Genomic DNA, 16,155 nt, shown 5'->3' with positions numbered 1-16,155 from the left:
GAGCAGGTGAGAACCATGGTGGGTCCGTGGCCGGTACCCGCCACCGGTCGAGCCGGAGAGTCGCTCGGTAGGGTCGCGGCCATGAAGATCGGACCCGGCCTCGTGGTGCCCGCCCTCGCCGAGCTCGTGCTGCTCGCCCTCTACGTGACCGACGTGCTGGGCGACGCCGCATGGCCCGACGGCTTCGTCGTGCCCGGTCGCGTGGTCGTGGTCGTCGCCGCCGTCGTCATCGCCGGGATCTGCTACCAGGCGTGGGCGAGCGTGACCTCGCAGCAGCGGACCCCCCTCGTGCACGCCTCGGCCGGCGCGTCGCTGGTCGGCGGCGCCGCCCTCGCCTCCGCGGTCACCGCTGCCGGCGCCGGTCGGATCTTCGGCGCCCCCGCGCTGGCCACGCTCGGGACGGCCGCGCTCGTGGCCGCCGTGGTGTGCCACCAGCTGTCGTCGGCACGCCGCTCCCTGTCCTGACCCACGCACGCATGACGACGGGCCCCGACCGCCATGGTCGGGGCCCGTCGTGGTGCGCGTGTCGTGCCGTGCGTCAGACGCCGATCTCGCGGCCGTCCTTGCGCCACACCATGGCCACCGAGGGACGCGGGACCGACGAGCCGCCGTCGGGCCAGTGCGACGCCGGAGCGTCCGCCGACGCGCCGTCCTTCTCGCCCGGGTGCTGGACGCAGACGAGCACGCGGTGCCTCTGCACCACCGGCCCGCAGGTCTCGGCGCCGAGCGGGACGGTGAGGAACTGGCGGGTCAGGCCACGGTCGCGACCCTCCACCGCCACGCCGAACAGCCCGTCGTTCGAGCCGAGCGCGTTGCCGTCCGTGGAGACCCAGAGGTTGCCGTGGCGGTCGAACGTCACGTTGTCCGGGCAGGAGATCGGCGAGACCTGGCTCTTGTCGTAGCCGCCGAAGTACGTGGCCGGGTCGTTCGGGTCGCCGCAGACCAGCAGCAGGGTCCACGCGAACCGGGTGGCACCGCTGTCGTTGCGGTGCTCCGTCAGCTCGAGCACGTGACCGTTCTTGTTGGCGTTGCGCGGGTTGGCCTCGTCGGCACCGGCCTTGCCCGCGGCACCCCGGTTCGAGTTGTTGGTCAGGGCCACGTAGACCTTGCCGCTCACGGGGCTCGGCTCCACGTCCTCGGGGCGGTCCATCTTGGTGGCGCCCGCGACGTCGGCGGCCTGCCGGGTGAACAGCAGCACCTCCTCGGCCGTGAAGCCCTTCACGAACGACTTCGTGCCGCTCACGAGCGGGATCCAGGCGCCGGAGCCGTCGAACTCGCCGTCCTTCGGGAGCGTGCCCGTGCCGTCGATCTGCGACGTGGGGGAGTCGCCGGTCAGCTTCGCGACGTAGAGGGTGCCGTGGTCGAGCAGCGTGTCGTTGTGCCGCTTGGCCGACGCGGACCGCCCCTTCTTCATGCGGTCGCGCGAGACGAACTTGTACAGGTAGTCGAAGCGCTCGTCGTCGCCCATGTAGACGGCGACCCGTCCGTCCTTCGTGATGCGGGGCTGGGCGGCCTCGTGCTTGAAGCGGCCCAGGGCGGTGCGCTTGCGCGGGACGGCGCGGGGGTCGTACGGGTCGACCTCGACGATCCAGCCGAAGCGGTTGACCTCGTTGGGCTCCTTCGCGAGGTCGAAGCGGTCGTCGAACTTCTCCCACTGGCGCTCGCTCGCGGTGCCGGCGACGCCGTAGCGGGCGAGCCGCGCCGCGGTCGTCGGGTCGGTCACCGTGGCGGCGTTGGCGAAGTACTGGTTGAAGTTCTCCTCGGCCGTCAGCCACGTGCCCCAGGGCGTGGTGCCGCCGGCGCAGTTGTTGAGGGTGCCGAGCACGGTGCGACCACGCGGGTCGGCCTTCGTGCGCACCAGCGGGTGGCCGGCCACGGGCCCGGTGAGCCGGAACTCGGTCTGGGTGTGGAAGCGGCGGTTGAGCTGGTGCCCGACGACCGGCTCCAGCGACCCGTCGCGGGTCTCCCGGACCGCCACCACGGACAGCCCGTGGGCGGCCCACGACGTCTCGACCTGCTCGCGCGTCGGGTTGGCCGGGTCGTAGCCGGGGTACATGAGCTCCTCGCTCGTGTACTCGTGGTTGGCGACCAGCAGCTGCGTGCCGCGCGAGAGCGGCAGGAGCGCGAGGAAGTCGTTGTTGAAGCCGAACTGGCGACGCTGGGCCGCAGCGCTCTGCCGGTCGACGGACCAGCGCGGGGAGTCCTTGAACAGCGGGTCGCCCCAGCGGATGACGACGTCCTGGCGGTAGCCGGAGGGGATGGTGATCGCGTCGGCGGTGTTGGGCGCCACGGGGTCGAAGCGCAGGCCGTACGGACCCTTGCCCTTGGGGGCGGGGCCGGGCTTGCCCTTGGGGCCCTTGGGGGCGGGGGCCGTGGGCACGGCGGCGGCCGGCCCTGCGAACGCCGCGGTGGCGGCCGTGGCGGCGCCGATCACGGCACCGGCGCGCAGCACGCCGCGGCGGCTGGCCGCACGAGCCATCACGTCGGCGAACGTCTCGTTGTCCGACGTGTTGGGCGCGTCGTGGGCGCAGGCGTCGCCGCAGCGGTAGCGGCAGGTGAGGGCGGCGCGTCCGGACGCGCAGGGCGCCTCGGGCGGGCAGGTTCCGGCGGCACCCTCGGTGGGGAGGGTCACGACGGGGAGCAAGGGGCGTTCGGGCGTGATCGTCACGGAAGTCCTCCAGAGCGGGGGAGCGTCGGGCCGCCCCCCTTCGACGCCATGACGGTAGGAGCGCCGCCGGACGCCGACGTGGACCCTGGGTGAACAGGAGGTGACGGTACTCAGGGCCCGGGCCCGTGGCCCGGCGGACTACGCTCGATCCCATGGCGATCGAGCTCCGCACCCCCGACCAGGTCGACGAGATGCGTGCGGCCGGGCGCTTCGTCGGCGAGGTCCTCACGGCCCTCGTGGACGCCGCCGACGTGGGGGTCGACCTGCTCGACCTCGACGCGCTCGCGCACCGCATGATCCGCGAGCGTGGAGCCGAGTCCTGCTACATCGACTACGCGCCCTCGTTCGGCCGCGGGCCCTTCGGCAAGGTCGTGTGCACGTCGGTCAACGACGCGGTCCTGCACGGGCTGCCGCACCGCTACCGGCTGCGGGACGGCGACCTGGTCACGTTCGACTTCGCGGTCTCGGTCGACGGCTGGGTCGGTGACTCCGCCGTGAGCGTCGTGGTCGGCACCCCGCGCGAGGAGGACCTGGCGCTCATCGCCGCCACCGAGGAGGCCCTCGAGGCGGGCATCGGGGCCGCGCGCGCCGGCAACCGGCTGGGTGACATCAGCGCCGCCATCGGCGACGTCGCGCGCTCCCACGGACTCAAGGTCAACACCCAGTTCGGCGGCCACAGCGTCGGCCGCACCATGCACGGCGACCTCCACCTGCCCAACGACGGCCGTGCGGGGCGCGGCGTGAGGCTCGACCCGGGGCTGGTCATCGCGATCGAGCCGTGGTTCCTGCAGACCACCGACGAGATCGTCATGGACCCCGACGGCTGGACCATCCGCAGCGCCGACGGCTCCCGCGGAGCCCACAGCGAGCACACCATCGCGGTCACCGAGGGCGACCCGATCATCCTCACCGCCCGCGACTGACGAGGCGCGTCCGGGCTCGCACCGGGGACTGGTGCGTTCGCCCCAGTGCGCCACAAGGCCCTCCGGGCATGTGACTTTGGTCCTACGCTGACGGCGGGAGTGTAGGTCGAGGGAGCTTGGGAGGGCCCCGCGATGCGTCGTGTCGCCATGTCTGTGGGAGCACTGTTGGTCGCCGCCGTGCTGGTGGCCGTGCCGAGGAGCGTGTCGGCGCAGGAGCCGACGATCAGCTCGAGCGGTGACGAGGTCAAGTACACCGACCCCGCGCTGGAGGGGGAGCCCACCGCGACGGTCGAGGGTGTGCTGCGCGAGGTCGTGGTCGAGCGGGCGGAGTCCGACGGCCACGGTGAGGGTGGCCACGTGGGCGCCGAGGTCGGCGAGCCGGTGCTGGTGACCGACGACGGGTCGGTCGTCCCGGTCGACCTCGCGGCCCTCGCGGGCGGTGAGGAGGCGCTGGAGGAGCTCGACCTCGCCGGCGCCCCGGTCGTCGCCGAGCTGGTGGAGAGCGCCTCGCTGGAGTCCGCGCTCGACGGCACCGTCACGCAGGCGGTCGACGTGGCGACCGCGGTGTTCGACCGGAGCGAGACCACCGCGACGACGGGCGCGCACCGCGCCTACGTCGCGATCGTGGCCAACAGCGGCAGCGTCGACGCCACGAGCACGATCGAGTCGAGGATCGCCGCGGGACTCACCTGGTGGTCGCAGGAGACCGGGGCGACCTTCTCCCGGGCGGGCACGGTGCGGTACTCCTCCGGCCGCGCCGACCGGTGCGGGTTCGGCGACGTCAGCGGCCTGTGGAGCGAGGCCATGCAGCGGTTCCCGACGGTCGACTTCTCCGCGGCGGGCAACCACCTGGTGGTGGTCGTCGACGACCAGTGCGACGGCACCGGTGTGGGCACGATCGGCGGATCGGTGGCCGACGGCGGACTGGTGACCCTCACGGAGTCCTCGCGCGTCTTCACGCCGACCCTCGTGCACGAGGTCGGTCACAACCTGGGCCTGCGCCACGCCAACCTCGAGTCCGTGGAGTACTGGGACCTCTACAGCCCCATGGGGCTCGCCGTGTCCGGCTCGGGCACGACCGCGCTCGACACCGAGTACCGCGCCCAGCTCGGACTGGCGCGCTCCGGCGAGGTCGAGGTCGTTCCGTCCGGCACGGCGGTCACCCGCACCCTCGCTGCGCGCGGGTCGACCTCCGGCCTGCGAGGTCTGGAGGTCCGCTCCGGCGGCACGAGCCACTGGGTGGAGTGGCGGCCGGCGACGGGCCGCGACGCGTCGAGCTACTACGCCCGCGAGGCGACCGGCTCGGTGTGGGTCAGCGGCACGAGGAAGTACCCCACCGGGGTCACGGTGAGCACCCGGGCCACCGACGGGACCGGCGTGACGTCCTTGCGACCGCGTCTGGACGGGTCGGTGCGCCAGGGCGCGTGGAAGGCCGGACAGTCGTACGTGTCGGGCTCGGTGACGGTCCGCGTCGACGCGATCTCCTCGAGCGCCGCCACCGTCACGGTGGCGAACGGCGTCGCGTCTCCTCCTGCGACCGTCGTGGCCGCGACGCCGCTCGTCTCGGGTGTCGCCAAGGTCGGGTCCCGGCTCACGGGACGGACGGGGACCTGGACGCCGGGCGTCACGTTCGCCTACCAGTGGCGGCTCGACGGTGCGACGGTGACCGGAGCGACGGCGTCGACGTTCGTCCCGGCCGCGTCGCACCGCGGCAAGCGCGTGTCGGTCCGGGTGACCGGGTCGCTCCTCGGGCTGCTCCCGATCTCGCGGACGTCGGCCTCGACGGCTGCGGTGGTTCCGGGGACGCTCACCCACTCGACGCCGAGGATCTCCGGCACCGTGAAGGTGGGCCGCCGACTGTCCGCCCTCCGCGGGACCTGGACGAGCGGAACCACGTTCTCCTACCGCTGGTACGCCAACGGCAAGGCGATCTACCGGGCGACGAGGTCGACCTACGTCCCGACGAGGGGCGTGAAGGGCAAGCGGCTCACCGTCAAGGTGACCGGACGGAAGTCCGGCTACACGACGGTCACGAGGACGTCGGCGCGGACGACCACCGTGAAGTGACGGGGCCGGCGCACCCCGGTGGACGGGCAGGCGAGGACGTCGTCGTCCGGTCTCTCGCTCAGTCGTGGACGGGAGGACGTGGCGGACGACGCCGGTTCCACGGGTCGGCCTCCTCGACCTGTGCACACAGGGAGAAGAGCGGTCCGTCCTCGCCGGGGCGTCCCGCGAGCATGACGCCGACGGGCAGACCGTCGACCTCGACGAGCGGCAGGCTCGCCGCGGGGACCCCGGCCATGTTGTAGACCGCGGTGTAGGGCGTGAAGGCCAGCTCGCGGCGGTGGTCCTCCGCGGGGTCGCCGGACTCGGTGAACCACGCGACCGGCTGGGGCGGCAGGGCCAAGGTGGGCGTGAGCCAGGCGTCGAACCCGGACATCGACGTGACGACGTCGCGCGTGGTGGCCTCCAGGAACTGCATCGCGCGAGCCAGGTCGGCGGCGCTGTGCGTGCGACCGCGCTCCAACCAGTAGCGGGTGGTGCCGCGCAGCATGTCGAGGCCCTCCTCCGGGATCGGGGCCGCCGCCATGCCGCTCGACCACACCACGTTGAACTGCGGCTCCAGCTCGGGCGGGAACGGGTTCTCGACGTCGACCACCTCGTGGCCGAGCCCGCGCAGCACCTCGGTGGCGTGCTCCCAGGCCGCCACCGACCCCGCCGAGGCCTCGAGCTCGGGCAGGTAGGGGTCGACCCAGCGAGCGATGCGCAGCCGACCCGGCCGTCGACCGGCCCAGGCGGCGAACGGCTCGACGGGGTCGGGGAGCGGTCTCAGGTCGCCGGGCATCGGGTGGGCCATGGCGTCGAGCAGGGCCGCCGCGTCGCGCACCGTGCGGGCGATCGGGCCGTCGCCGGCGAGTCCGCTCCAGTCCGAGCCGACGGGTCCGGCGCTCACGCGTCCGCGGCTCGGCTTGAACCCGAACACCCCGCAGCAGCTCGACGGGATGCGGATGGATCCACCGCCGTCGCTGCCCTGGGCCAGCGGGACGAGCCCGGCGGCGACCGCCGCTGCCGCCCCACCGGAGGATCCGCCGGCCGTCCGGTCGAGGTCCCACGGCGTGCGCGCCGGCCCGACCACGTCGTTGTCGGTGTAGGAGGAGAGCCCCAGCTCGGGGGTGTTCGTCTTGCCCAGGCTCACGAACCCGGCCCGCTCCACGAGCGTGACCACGTGGGCGTCGACGTCGGGGACGTGGTCGGCCATGAGCCGCGAGCCGAGCGTGGTGCGCACGCCGGCCGTCGACGTCAGGTCCTTGAACGCCGTCGGCACGCCGAGGAACGGCGGCAGGGCCTCGGGCGACGCCGCACGTCGGGTGGCGTCGGCGTCGCGTGCCGCCTGGAGGGAGCGCTCATGGGTCACGGTCACGAAGGCACCGAGCGCGGGCCCGCGGTCGTCGATGCGGCGCAGGTGGTGCTCCACCAGCTCGAGCGACGTGGTCTCGCCGCGTGCGAGGGCGTCGGCCATGGCGTGGGCGTCGAGCTCGTGCAGCGCGGTCACCCGTCCAGCGTGCCACGCGTCGATCGGCTCGGGGACAATCGACGGCGTGGCCGTGCCGAAGGTGATCCTGTTCTACGTCTTCACGCCGCTGCCCGACCCCGAGGCGATCCAGGTGTGGCAGCGCCAGCTCGCGGGCTCGCTCGGTCTGCGCGGCCGGGTGATCGTGTCGCCGCACGGCATCAACGCGACCCTCGGCGGCGACCTCGACGTGCTCAAGAGGTACGTGCGGGGCCTGCGCGACTACGCGCCGTTCCGGCGTGCCGACGTCAAGTGGTCGGCCGGACGTGCGCTCGACGACGGCGTGACCACGGCGCTCTTCCCGCGGCTGTCGGTCAAGGTGCGCGACGAGGTCGTCACCTTCGGAACCCCCGACGAGGTCCAGGTCGACGCGCAGGGTGTGGTCGGCGGCGGCACGCACCTGACCCCCGCCCAGCTGCACGACCTCGTGGCCGAGCGCGACGACGTCGTGCTGTTCGACGGACGCAACAGGATCGAGTCGGAGGTGGGCCGGCTCGCCGGTGCCGTCCGGCCCGACGTCGAGACCACCCGCGAGTTCGTGGAGCTGCTCGACTCCGGCGCCTTCGACGACCTCAAGGACCGCCCGGTCGTCACGTACTGCACGGGCGGCATCCGGTGCGAGGTCCTCACCCCGCTCATGCGCAGCCGCGGGTTCGGCGAGGTGTACCAGCTCGACGGCGGCATCCACCGCTACGGCGAGACCTTCGGCGACGGGGGTCTGTGGGAGGGCTCGATGTACGTGTTCGACGCACGCACCACGGTCGAGTTCAGCCCCGACGCGACCGTGGTCGGACGCTGCGACACGTGCGGCACCGCCAGCCGCGACGTCGTCGACTGCTTCGACCTGGCCTGCGTGCGGCAGATGGTGCGTTGCCCGTCGTGCGCGGCGGCCTCGTCACGGTGCGCCGCGCACGCCTGAGGGTCAGGCCCAGGACCAGGACGCCAGGATGGAGTGGTCGACGTCGTCGCGCTCGGACTCGGACTGGTCCGCGTTGTGCGAGAACGTGATCACGTAGCCCGTCCCGTCGACGGTGAGCGTGTACTGGTCGACCCGGTACTCGTTGCCGTTGAGGTTGAACAGGCCCGTCGTGTGCACGGCCTCCTGGCCGTCGACGACGAACGGCTCGCGCACGGAGATCTCCGTGACGTCGGCCTGCTCCAGCGCGTTGGTGATGGCGTCCGCCAGGTCGTCGCCCTCGAGGCTCGTGATGGTGGGGTCGGTGACCACGTTGACGTTGTCGGCGAAGCCGTCCTTGTCGGTGGAGTCGAGCGCGAGGGTGATCGCCGTGCCCTGCAGGTCGGTGTTCTTCTCCCAGCCCTCCGGCACCGTGTAGCTGAAGCCGTCGGCCTCGATCGTGTCGCCCGAGGCGGGCTCGACGTCGGACGCGGCGGCCGAGGAGCTGCTCGACGCCGAGCTCGAGGCGTCGGGGTCGTCGGAGCCGCCGTCACCACCGCCGCAGGCGGCGAGCACCAGAGCGGCCACCGAGGCGACGAGGGCGGACCGGACGGGACGGTGTCGGACGAGGTGGGGCTGGAGGCGGCGCATGCCCGGAAACCTAGCCGCGCCCGCAGGGCGTCGCACGTCCAGCCCCGGGCGGACCTCAGCCGAGCTCGCCACCGTCCCAGTCGGGGTTGGCCAGGCGTCGCTGCATCGCGATGTTGAGGTCGCTCACCACGAGCGCCACCTGGCGGGCGACGAAGTCGTTCACCCGGCGCTGCAGCGCCTCGGTGGGCTCGGGGTGGATCTCGTCGATGCGGACCTCGAGCCGGTGCCCCTCGGCCGGGCCCTCCATGGACTCGACGCCCTCGCGGACGACGAGGAGGTCCACGACGTCGGCACCGCCGAGCGCGGGCCACACGGTCACCCGCAGGCCGAGGCGCGCAGCCGTGGAGGTGCGTGACTGCACGACCACGCGCACGGTGACCGCGCCCGCTGCCGGTCGGCGGTAGCCGTCGGGCGGGCTCAGCTGCAGCGCGCCGTCGGTGTCGACGCCGATCTCGAACTCGTGCAGGAGCGGGCGACCGATCTGGCGCTCGGCAGTGGCGACCAGCAGGCCGCGGAGGCGGCGGGCGCAGTCGTCGAGCTCTGCGTAGGAGAGACCACCGCGACCGGCGAGGAGGGGATCGACGTCGTCGGGGCTCATGCAGGCAGTATCGCGCACCCGAGATCAACCGGATGGTTGACAAGGCGAGGGAAGCTTGCCTAGGTTGTGATCAACCACATGGTTGAGAAAGGATCTCCGATGGCCGACCAGCTCTCGCAGGTGTTCGCGGCGCTCGCCGACCCGACCCGACGCGACATCGTCGCCCGGCTCGCCGTCGCCGACGCCACCGTGGGTGAGCTCGCCGAGCCCTACGACGTCAGCCTCCAGGCGGTCTCCAAGCACCTCAAGGTGCTCGAGGGCGCCGGGCTCGTCACCAAGGGCCGCGCGGCCCAGACCCGACCGGTCCGACTGGAGGCGGGGGTGTTCGACCTCATGGAGAAGTGGATCGAGCGCTACCGGCGCCAGGCCGAGCAGCGCTACCAGCGGCTCGACGCCGTGCTCGCCGACCTGAACGGGACCACCGAGGACGGGGCCACCGACGCCACCACCACCGAAGGAGCAGCATCATGACCAGCACGCACCAGCAGCAGGCCGAGGCCGCCATCGAGGCCGACCCCACGGTCCCGGCCATCCACATCACCCGCGACTTCGCCGCGACCGCGGCCCAGCTCGTCAGGGCGCACACCGACCCGGAGCTGTTCGTCCGGTGGATCGGGCCGAACGGCTACGTGACCACGATCGATCACTGGGACGGGCGCACCGGCGGCAGCTACCGCTACGAGCACGCCGGCCAGGGCTTTCACGGCTGCTTCCACCACGTGTCCGACGACCGGCTCGTCCAGACGTTCACCTGGGAGGGCATGCCCGAGGGCGTCTCCCTCGACACCATGACGTTCGAGGACCTGGGCGACGGCCGCACGCGCATGCACGCCACCAGCCTCGTCGGCTCCTTCGAGGCCCGCGACGGCATGCTCAGCAGCGGCATGGACGTCGGCGTGAACGACGGCTACGCCAAGCTCGACGCACTGCTCGCCGACGGGGCCCTGGGGTGAGCGGTTCCCGGGTGGGTGGACCCGCCGACGATCACCGCCGGGTCGCAGCCGACTTCACCGCCGTCGTCGAGGGCGTGACCGACTGGGACGCACCCGCACCGGTGGAGGGGTGGGCGGCGCGCGACGTCGTCGACCACCTCGTCACCTGGTTCCCGGCCTTCCTCGCCGGCGGGGGAGTCGCACTCGACGTCGACCTGCCGAGCGACGACCCCGGTGATGCTTCCAGCCGCCCACGGCCCGGCACCCCCGCCGGAGCCGTCCGCCGCCCACGGCCCGGCACCCCCGCCGGTGCTGTCCGCCGCCCACGGCCCGGCACCCCCGCCAGGGCCTGGCGCGCCCACGCCGATGCCGTGCAGCACCTGCTGGACGGTCCCGACGCCGACCGCCCGTTCACCCACCCGCACGCCGGCACCCACCCGCTCGACCAGGCGGTCGCGCAGTTCTACACGGCCGACGTCTTCATGCACACCTGGGACCTCGCGCGGGCGAGCGGCCAGGACGTCGACCTCGACGCGGACCGCTGCGCCGCCATGCTCGCCGGCATGCGGCCGATCGAGGAGATGCTGCGCGCGTCCGGTCAGTACGGCCCGGCCGTGCCCGTGCCCGACGACGCGTCGGTGCAGGACCGGTTCGTCGCCTTCATCGGACGCGACCCCGCCTGGGCGCCCCCGGCGCGAGCCTGACCGCGACGCTGGATTTCCGTCGGCGCGCCGGTGCACGATGACAGCAGGACGATCCAGGAGCGCCCCATGGCCCAGCACACCACCAACAACACCGACACCTTCACCGCCGTCGCGCCCGACTGCCCGGCATCCGTCGCCGAGGTGCCGCCGGTGCGCAAGGAGCCGAGCGTCGCGCGTCTGCAGTACGACATGCTCGTCGACGCGCCCTACCGCTACACGTCCGACGACGTCGTCCACCGCTCGCAGGGCGAGCGGCGCGGCATCGACCGCGACACGTTCTTCTCCAAGGGCCAGCCGTGCCTGCGCGCGTCCCCGTTGGTCAAGCGGTACGGCTGGGGCGTCCACCACGACGCCGAGGGTCGCGTCGCGCTCGTGCCCGTGGAGTCCGCGGAGTACGCCGCGTTCGCGGCCGACCCCGACCTGACGCAGACCTCCGGCATGAGGTCGTCCCGCGCCTGAGCGCGCGATCGTCCCGAGGTGCAACCTTGTGCGGGCGGAGTTGACTGGGGTCATGACCACGACGCACACCACGCTCGGCACCACCTCGCCCCTGGACGTCTCCCCGCTCGGACTCGGCTGCATGGGGATGAGCGAGTTCTACGGCACGCGCGACGAGGCCGAGGCCACGCGCACGATCCACCGCGCGCTCGACCTCGGCGTCACCTTCCTCGACACGGCCGACATGTACGGCCCGTTCGTCAACGAGGAGCTGGTCGGTGCGGCCATCGCCTCCAGCGCCCAGGGACGCGACGCCGTCCAGCTCGCCACCAAGTTCGGCAACGAGCGGCTGCCCGACGGCACCCGGCTCGGCGTCAACGGCAAGCCCGACTACGTGCGCTCCGCCTGCGACGCCTCGCTCCAGCGGCTCGGCGTCGACACGATCGACCTCTACTACCAGCACCGCGTCGACAAGACCGTGCCCATCGAGGAGACCGTCGGCGCCATGGCCGAGCTCGTGCAGGCCGGCAAGGTGCGCCACCTGGGCCTTTCCGAGGCGTCGGCCGAGACGATCCGTCGGGCCCACGCCGTGCACCCAATCACCGCGCTGCAGACCGAGTACTCCCTGTTCACGCGTCACCTCGAGGACGAGATCTGGGGCGTCCTCAGCGAGCTCGGCATCGGCCTGGTGCCGTACTCGCCGCTCGGGCGTGGCCTGCTCACCGGCGCCATCACCGCCGAGTCCGACCTCGAGGAGGCCGACTCGCGCACCACCTCGTACTTCCCGCGGTTCCAGGGCGAGGCCCTCGAGGCCAACCTGAGGCTCGTCGCCAGGATCCGCGAGATCGCCGAGGGGCTGGGCTGCACGCCGGGCCAGCTGGCGCTCGCCTGGGTGCTGAGCTGCTCGGGTCGCGACGGCGTGGGCGTGGCGCCCATCCCCGGCACCAAGCGCGTGGCCTACCTCGAGGAGAACGCCGGCGCGCTCGAGGTCGAGCTCACCCCCGACCTCGTGGCCGACCTGGAGTCCGCGGTCCCGCGCGACGCCGTCCAGGGCGACCGCTACGGCGACCTGTCCAGCATCGACGCGTGAGGACCCCATGACTGCCACCACCCCCGCCCCCGACATCACCACCGTGGGTGCGCTTCGCGCCTCCGGCCACGTGCACCGGCCGCTGCGCGTGGAGATCCGCGACAACCTGCTCGCGGCCCTCGCCGAGGGTCGTGACCCGTGGCCGGGCCTGCACGGCTTCGAGGACACCGTCATCCCCCAGCTGGAGCGCGCCCTCATCGCCGGTCACGACGTCGTGCTCCTCGGCGAGCGCGGCCAGGGCAAGACCCGCATCCTGCGCACGCTCGTCGGTCTGCTCGACGAGTGGACGCCGGTCATCGACGGCTCCGAGCTGGGTGAGCACCCGTACGAGCCGATCACCGTCGCCAGCCTCCGACGTGCCGATGAGCTCGGCGACGACCTGCCCGTCCGGTGGCGCCACCGCGAGGACCGCTACGCCGAGAAGCTGGCCACGCCCGACACGAGCGTGGCCGACCTCATCGGCGACGTCGACCCGATGAAGGTGGCCGAGGGGCGCAGCCTCGGTGACCCCGAGACGATCCACTTCGGGCTCATCCCGCGCAGCCACGGCGGCATCGTGGCCATCAACGAGCTGCCCGACCTCTCCGAGCGCATCCAGGTGGCCATGCTCAACGTCATGGAGGAGCGGGACATCCAGATCCGCGGCTACGTGCTGCGGCTCCCGCTCGACGTCCTGGTGGTGGCCAGCGCCAACCCCGAGGACTACACCAACCGCGGCCGCATCATCACGCCGCTGAAGGACCGGTTCGGCGCGGNCCTCGTCGCCGCCGTCCCCGACCAGCTGGTCGAGGTGCTGGCCCGCTTCACGCGGGCCCTGCGCGAGTCGTCGGCGGTCGACCAGCGCAGCGGCGTGAGCGCCCGGTTCGCCATCGCCGGGGCCGAGACCATCGCGGCCGCGGCGCTGCACCGCGCCACCCGGCAGGGCGAGCCGGACGCCGTGGCCCGTCCGGTGGACCTCGAGACCGCCGTCGACGTGCTCGGCGGCAAGATCGAGTTCGAGTCCGGCGAGGAGGGCCGCGAGGACCTCGTCCTCGACCACCTCCTGCGCACCGCCACCGCGGAGACGGTCCGCGGGTTGTTCACGGGCATCGACTTCGGGCTGCTGGTCGAGGCGCTCGAGGGCGGCTCCCTGGTGGCCACCGGCGAGCAGGTGAGCGCCCGCGACTTCCTCGCCGGGTTGCCGGTGCTGGGCGAGTCCGACCTCTACGACCAGGTCTGCGAGCGGGTCGGCGCAGGGCTCGAGGGCGGGGGCAACGACGGTGAGCGCGCCGGCGCGATCGAGCTGGCCCTCGAGGGACTCTTCCTGGCTCGCCGCATCAGCAAGGACACCGCCGGCGGCGAGACGGTCTACGGGTGACGGCGTGAGTCGCCAGAACCGTCGACTGTCCCGTGCCTCCCGGTACGGGGCGTACGTCGACGGCCCCGACCCGCTGGCCCCGCCGGTCGACCTCAGCGAGGCGCTCGAGGCCATCGGCGAGGACGTCATGGCCGGGTACTCGCCCGACCACGCCCTGCAGGAGTTCCTGCGCCGTGGAGGCGCCGACCAGCGCGGCCTCGACGACCTGGCCCGCCGGGTGGCCGAGAAGCGGCGCGAGCTCATGCAGAAGCACAACCTCGACGGCACCCTGGCCGAGGTCAAGGAGCTCCTCGACCGCGCGGTCCTCGAGGAGCGCAAGCAGCTCGCGCGCGACGTCGACCTCGACGACGGCGACCGGGCGCTCGCCGAGCTGACGCTCGACAACCTCCCGCCCTCACCTGCCGCTGCGGTCAGCGAGCTGAACGGCTACGACTGGCAGTCCACGCAGGCTCGCGAGGACTACGAACGCATCAAGGACCTGCTCGGGCGTGAGCTGCTGGACCAGCGCTTCGCGGGCATGAAGAACGCGCTCGAGAACGCCACCGACGCCGACCGCGAGGCCGTCAACGAGATGCTCGACGACCTCAACGGGCTGCTCGAGAAGCGTCAGCAGGGTGTGGACACCCAGCAGGACTTCGACGACTTCATGGCGAAGCACGGCGAGCACTTCCCGGAGAACCCGTCGAACCTCGACGAGCTGCTCGACACGATGGCCCAGCGGTCCGCCGCGGCCCAGCGCATGCTCAACTCCATGACGCCCGAGCAGCGCCAGGAGCTCATGCAGATGTCGGCGCAGGCGTTCGGCTCGCCCCAGCTGATGGAGGCGCTCGACCGGCTCGACGGCAACCTCCAGTCCCTGCGTCCGGGCGAGGACTGGGGTGGCTCCACGCCCATGGACGGCGAGCAGGGGGTGGGCCTCGGCGACGGCACCGGCGTCTTCCAGGACCTCGCCGACCTCGACGCCCTGGCCGAGCAGCTGGCCCAGTCCTACCGGGGCTCGAACCTCGACGACGTCGACCTCGACGCGCTCTCGCGCCAGCTCGGCGACGAGGCGTCGGTCGACCTACGCACCCTGAAGGAGCTGGAGAAGGCGCTGCGCGACTCCGGCGTGGTGCAGCGCGGCACCGACGGTGCCCTGCGGCTGACCCCCAAGGCCATGCGGCAGCTGGGCAAGGCGCTGCTGCGCGACGTCGCGGAGTCGATGTCGGGTCGCCAGGGCCAGCGCGACACCCGCCATGCCGGTGCGGCCGGCGAGCGGTCGGGCGCCACCCGCGAGTGGGCCTTCGGCGACACGGAGCCGTGGGACGTCACCCGCACGGTCACGAACGCGGTGGTGCGCACGGTCGGCGAGGGTGGGACCGCGGCGTCCATGGCCCGCGACGGCGTGCGGCTGCAGATCGGCGACGTCGAGGTGCAGGAGACCGAGGACCGCACGCAGGCCTGCGTGGCCCTGCTCGTGGACACGTCGTTCTCGATGGCCATGGACGGCCGCTGGGTGCCCATGAAGCGCACGGCGCTGGCGCTGCACACCCTCATCAGCACCCGGTTCCGCGGCGACGCGCTCGAGCTGATCGCGTTCGGCCGGCATGCCGAGTCGATGCAGATCGAGGAGCTGACCGCGCTCGACGCGCAGTACGCCAAGGGCACGAACCTGCACCACGCCCTGCTGCTCGCCAACCGGCACTTCCGCAAGCACCCGAACGCCCAGCCGGTGCTGCTGATCGTCACCGACGGCGAGCCGACGTCGCACCTGGAGTCGTCGGGCGAGGTGTTCTTCAGCTACCCGCCCCACCCGGTCACGATCGCGCTGAGCGTCCGCGAGCTGGAGGCGTCGATGCGCCTGGGCGCGAAGACCACCTTCTTCAGGCTGGGGGAGGACCCGGGCCTGGCGCGCTTCATCGACCAGATGGCGCGCAAGGTCGACGGCACCGTCGTGGCTCCGGAGCTCGACGACCTCGGCGTCGCGGTCGTCGAGTCCTACCTCGGCTCCCGCCGCGGTGGCACTGGCGGTGGCGCTGGGTTCGACGGCGGCTTCGGCGGCTGGCCCGGCCGCGGCTTCTGGGCCGGCTGAACTACGGTCGGCCCGGAGAGGACGGGACCGTGCCACAGACCATCGAGCTGACGCTCGACGAGGACCTCGACGCCGCCGTGCGCGAGGAGTGGGGCCTGCTGTCGGCGGCGGGGCTGCCGAGCCAGGCGCTGCACCTGGGGCTCACCAACGCCCCGCACGTCACGCTGGGTGTCGCGTCGGCGCTGGGCGTGGCGACGATCGAGCGCCTGGCCGACGTCGAGCTGCCCGACGAGGTCCGGCTCGGGGGACTGCTGGTG

The 16,155-nt window shown here is 72.8% G+C and carries 14 protein-coding genes and 2 pseudogenes; 12 read left to right on the top strand and 4 right to left on the bottom strand.

The genetic code is table 11. The annotated features are described in order from the left end of the window. Nucleotides 1-81: 81 nt before the first annotated feature. Complete coding sequence (locus tag ASF38_RS04350) at nucleotides 82-465, top strand: hypothetical protein (RefSeq protein WP_056573895.1); 384 nt, start codon at nucleotides 82-84, stop codon at nucleotides 463-465. A gap of 73 nt (nucleotides 466-538) precedes the next feature. On the opposite strand, the gene ASF38_RS04345 is transcribed toward ASF38_RS04350, so the two are convergent. Continuing rightward, the gene (locus tag ASF38_RS04345; RefSeq protein WP_082480366.1) at nucleotides 539-2,668 is read right to left on the bottom strand and encodes a PhoX family phosphatase; all 2,130 of its coding nucleotides are present in this window, start codon (nucleotides 2,666-2,668) and stop codon (nucleotides 539-541) included. Nucleotides 2,669-2,820: 152 nt separating this feature from the next. Between ASF38_RS04345 and map the strand changes: the two genes are divergently transcribed. Both map and ASF38_RS04335 read left to right on the top strand, forming a co-directional pair. Beyond that, a complete protein-coding gene (gene map, locus ASF38_RS04340; RefSeq protein WP_056556620.1) occupies nucleotides 2,821-3,591 on the top strand; it encodes a type I methionyl aminopeptidase in 771 nt (256 codons plus the stop codon). Between the two features lie 147 nt (nucleotides 3,592-3,738). Then, nucleotides 3,739-5,658 carry a zinc-dependent metalloprotease family protein gene (locus tag ASF38_RS04335; protein WP_156366781.1) on the top strand — a complete coding sequence of 640 codons (1,920 nt, stop codon included), beginning with the start codon at nucleotides 3,739-3,741 and terminating at the stop codon, nucleotides 5,656-5,658. A 58-nt stretch (nucleotides 5,659-5,716) separates the two neighbouring features. Here ASF38_RS04335 and ASF38_RS04330 read toward each other — a convergent pair whose 3' ends face one another. Continuing rightward, nucleotides 5,717-7,144 carry an amidase gene (locus tag ASF38_RS04330; protein ID WP_235497387.1) on the bottom strand — a complete coding sequence of 476 codons (1,428 nt, stop codon included), beginning with the start codon at nucleotides 7,142-7,144 and terminating at the stop codon, nucleotides 5,717-5,719. Nucleotides 7,145-7,190: 46 nt separating this feature from the next. On the opposite strand from ASF38_RS04330, the gene ASF38_RS04325 reads away from it, so the two are divergent. After that, entirely contained in the window at nucleotides 7,191-8,081 is an 891-nt protein-coding gene (locus tag ASF38_RS04325; protein WP_056573888.1) for a rhodanese-related sulfurtransferase, read from the top strand. Nucleotides 8,082-8,084: 3 nt separating this feature from the next. On the opposite strand, the gene ASF38_RS04320 is transcribed toward ASF38_RS04325, so the two are convergent. Both ASF38_RS04320 and ASF38_RS04315 read right to left on the bottom strand, forming a co-directional pair. Then, a complete protein-coding gene (locus ASF38_RS04320; protein WP_055962793.1) occupies nucleotides 8,085-8,708 on the bottom strand; it encodes a hypothetical protein in 624 nt (207 codons plus the stop codon). A 55-nt stretch (nucleotides 8,709-8,763) separates the two neighbouring features. Then, nucleotides 8,764-9,306, bottom strand: a complete 543-nt coding sequence (locus tag ASF38_RS04315) for a hypothetical protein (protein WP_055962796.1) — start codon at nucleotides 9,304-9,306, stop codon at nucleotides 8,764-8,766. A 99-nt stretch (nucleotides 9,307-9,405) separates the two neighbouring features. Here ASF38_RS04315 and ASF38_RS04310 point away from each other — a divergent pair, with 99 nt between their 5' ends. The 8 genes and pseudogenes from ASF38_RS04310 (at nucleotide 9,406) to ASF38_RS04280 (ending at nucleotide 15,898) form a co-directional block, all read left to right on the top strand. Continuing rightward, complete coding sequence (locus tag ASF38_RS04310; protein WP_055962800.1) at nucleotides 9,406-9,777, top strand: helix-turn-helix transcriptional regulator; 372 nt, start codon at nucleotides 9,406-9,408, stop codon at nucleotides 9,775-9,777. Beyond that, on the top strand, nucleotides 9,774-10,259 hold the full coding sequence (locus ASF38_RS04305) for an SRPBCC family protein (protein WP_055962803.1): 486 nt from the start codon (nucleotides 9,774-9,776) through the stop codon (nucleotides 10,257-10,259). Before ASF38_RS04310 ends, ASF38_RS04305 begins: the two co-directional genes overlap by 4 nt. Continuing rightward, nucleotides 10,256-10,942, top strand: a complete 687-nt coding sequence (locus ASF38_RS04300) for a maleylpyruvate isomerase N-terminal domain-containing protein (RefSeq protein WP_056573886.1) — start codon at nucleotides 10,256-10,258, stop codon at nucleotides 10,940-10,942. Before ASF38_RS04305 ends, ASF38_RS04300 begins: the two co-directional genes overlap by 4 nt. Before the next feature lie 66 nt (nucleotides 10,943-11,008). Further along, complete coding sequence (locus ASF38_RS04295; RefSeq protein ID WP_055962811.1) at nucleotides 11,009-11,401, top strand: DUF6157 family protein; 393 nt, start codon at nucleotides 11,009-11,011, stop codon at nucleotides 11,399-11,401. 52 nt (nucleotides 11,402-11,453) lie between these two features. Further along, the gene (locus ASF38_RS04290; protein ID WP_056573883.1) at nucleotides 11,454-12,470 is read left to right on the top strand and encodes an aldo/keto reductase; all 1,017 of its coding nucleotides are present in this window, start codon (nucleotides 11,454-11,456) and stop codon (nucleotides 12,468-12,470) included. A 7-nt stretch (nucleotides 12,471-12,477) separates the two neighbouring features. After that, a pseudogene (locus ASF38_RS18765) lies at nucleotides 12,478-13,225 on the top strand (AAA family ATPase); the annotation flags it as partial. 1 nt (nucleotide 13,226) lies between these two features. Next, nucleotides 13,227-13,827: pseudogene (locus ASF38_RS18760) on the top strand (magnesium chelatase); the annotation flags it as partial. Between the two features lie 4 nt (nucleotides 13,828-13,831). After that, nucleotides 13,832-15,898, top strand: coding sequence for a VWA domain-containing protein (locus ASF38_RS04280; protein ID WP_082480364.1), 2,067 nt, complete (start codon nucleotides 13,832-13,834; stop codon nucleotides 15,896-15,898). Nucleotides 15,899-16,155 lie beyond the last annotated feature (257 nt).

This window comes from Aeromicrobium sp. Leaf272 (assembly GCF_001422865.1).
In the GTDB taxonomy this organism is placed as follows: Bacteria; Actinomycetota; Actinomycetes; order Propionibacteriales; family Nocardioidaceae; genus Aeromicrobium.
This window is presented reverse-complemented; position numbering and strand designations above follow the sequence as displayed.

What these genes read in the sequence shown, in the direction of transcription:
- ASF38_RS04335 (WP_156366781.1), top strand. Translation starts at nt 3,739, where the DNA reads ATGTCTGTGGGAGCACTGTTGGTCGCCGCCGTGCTGGTGGCCGTGCCG.
- ASF38_RS04295 (WP_055962811.1), top strand. Translation starts at nt 11,009, where the DNA reads ATGGCCCAGCACACCACCAACAACACCGACACCTTCACCGCCGTCGCG.
- ASF38_RS04315 (WP_055962796.1), bottom strand. Translation starts at nt 9,306, where the DNA reads ATGAGCCCCGACGACGTCGATCCCCTCCTCGCCGGTCGCGGTGGTCTC.
- map (WP_056556620.1), top strand. Translation starts at nt 2,821, where the DNA reads ATGGCGATCGAGCTCCGCACCCCCGACCAGGTCGACGAGATGCGTGCG.
- ASF38_RS04290 (WP_056573883.1), top strand. Translation starts at nt 11,454, where the DNA reads ATGACCACGACGCACACCACGCTCGGCACCACCTCGCCCCTGGACGTC.
- ASF38_RS04305 (WP_055962803.1), top strand. Translation starts at nt 9,774, where the DNA reads ATGACCAGCACGCACCAGCAGCAGGCCGAGGCCGCCATCGAGGCCGAC.
- ASF38_RS04320 (WP_055962793.1), bottom strand. Translation starts at nt 8,708, where the DNA reads ATGCGCCGCCTCCAGCCCCACCTCGTCCGACACCGTCCCGTCCGGTCC.
- ASF38_RS04350 (WP_056573895.1), top strand. Translation starts at nt 82, where the DNA reads ATGAAGATCGGACCCGGCCTCGTGGTGCCCGCCCTCGCCGAGCTCGTG.
- ASF38_RS04310 (WP_055962800.1), top strand. Translation starts at nt 9,406, where the DNA reads ATGGCCGACCAGCTCTCGCAGGTGTTCGCGGCGCTCGCCGACCCGACC.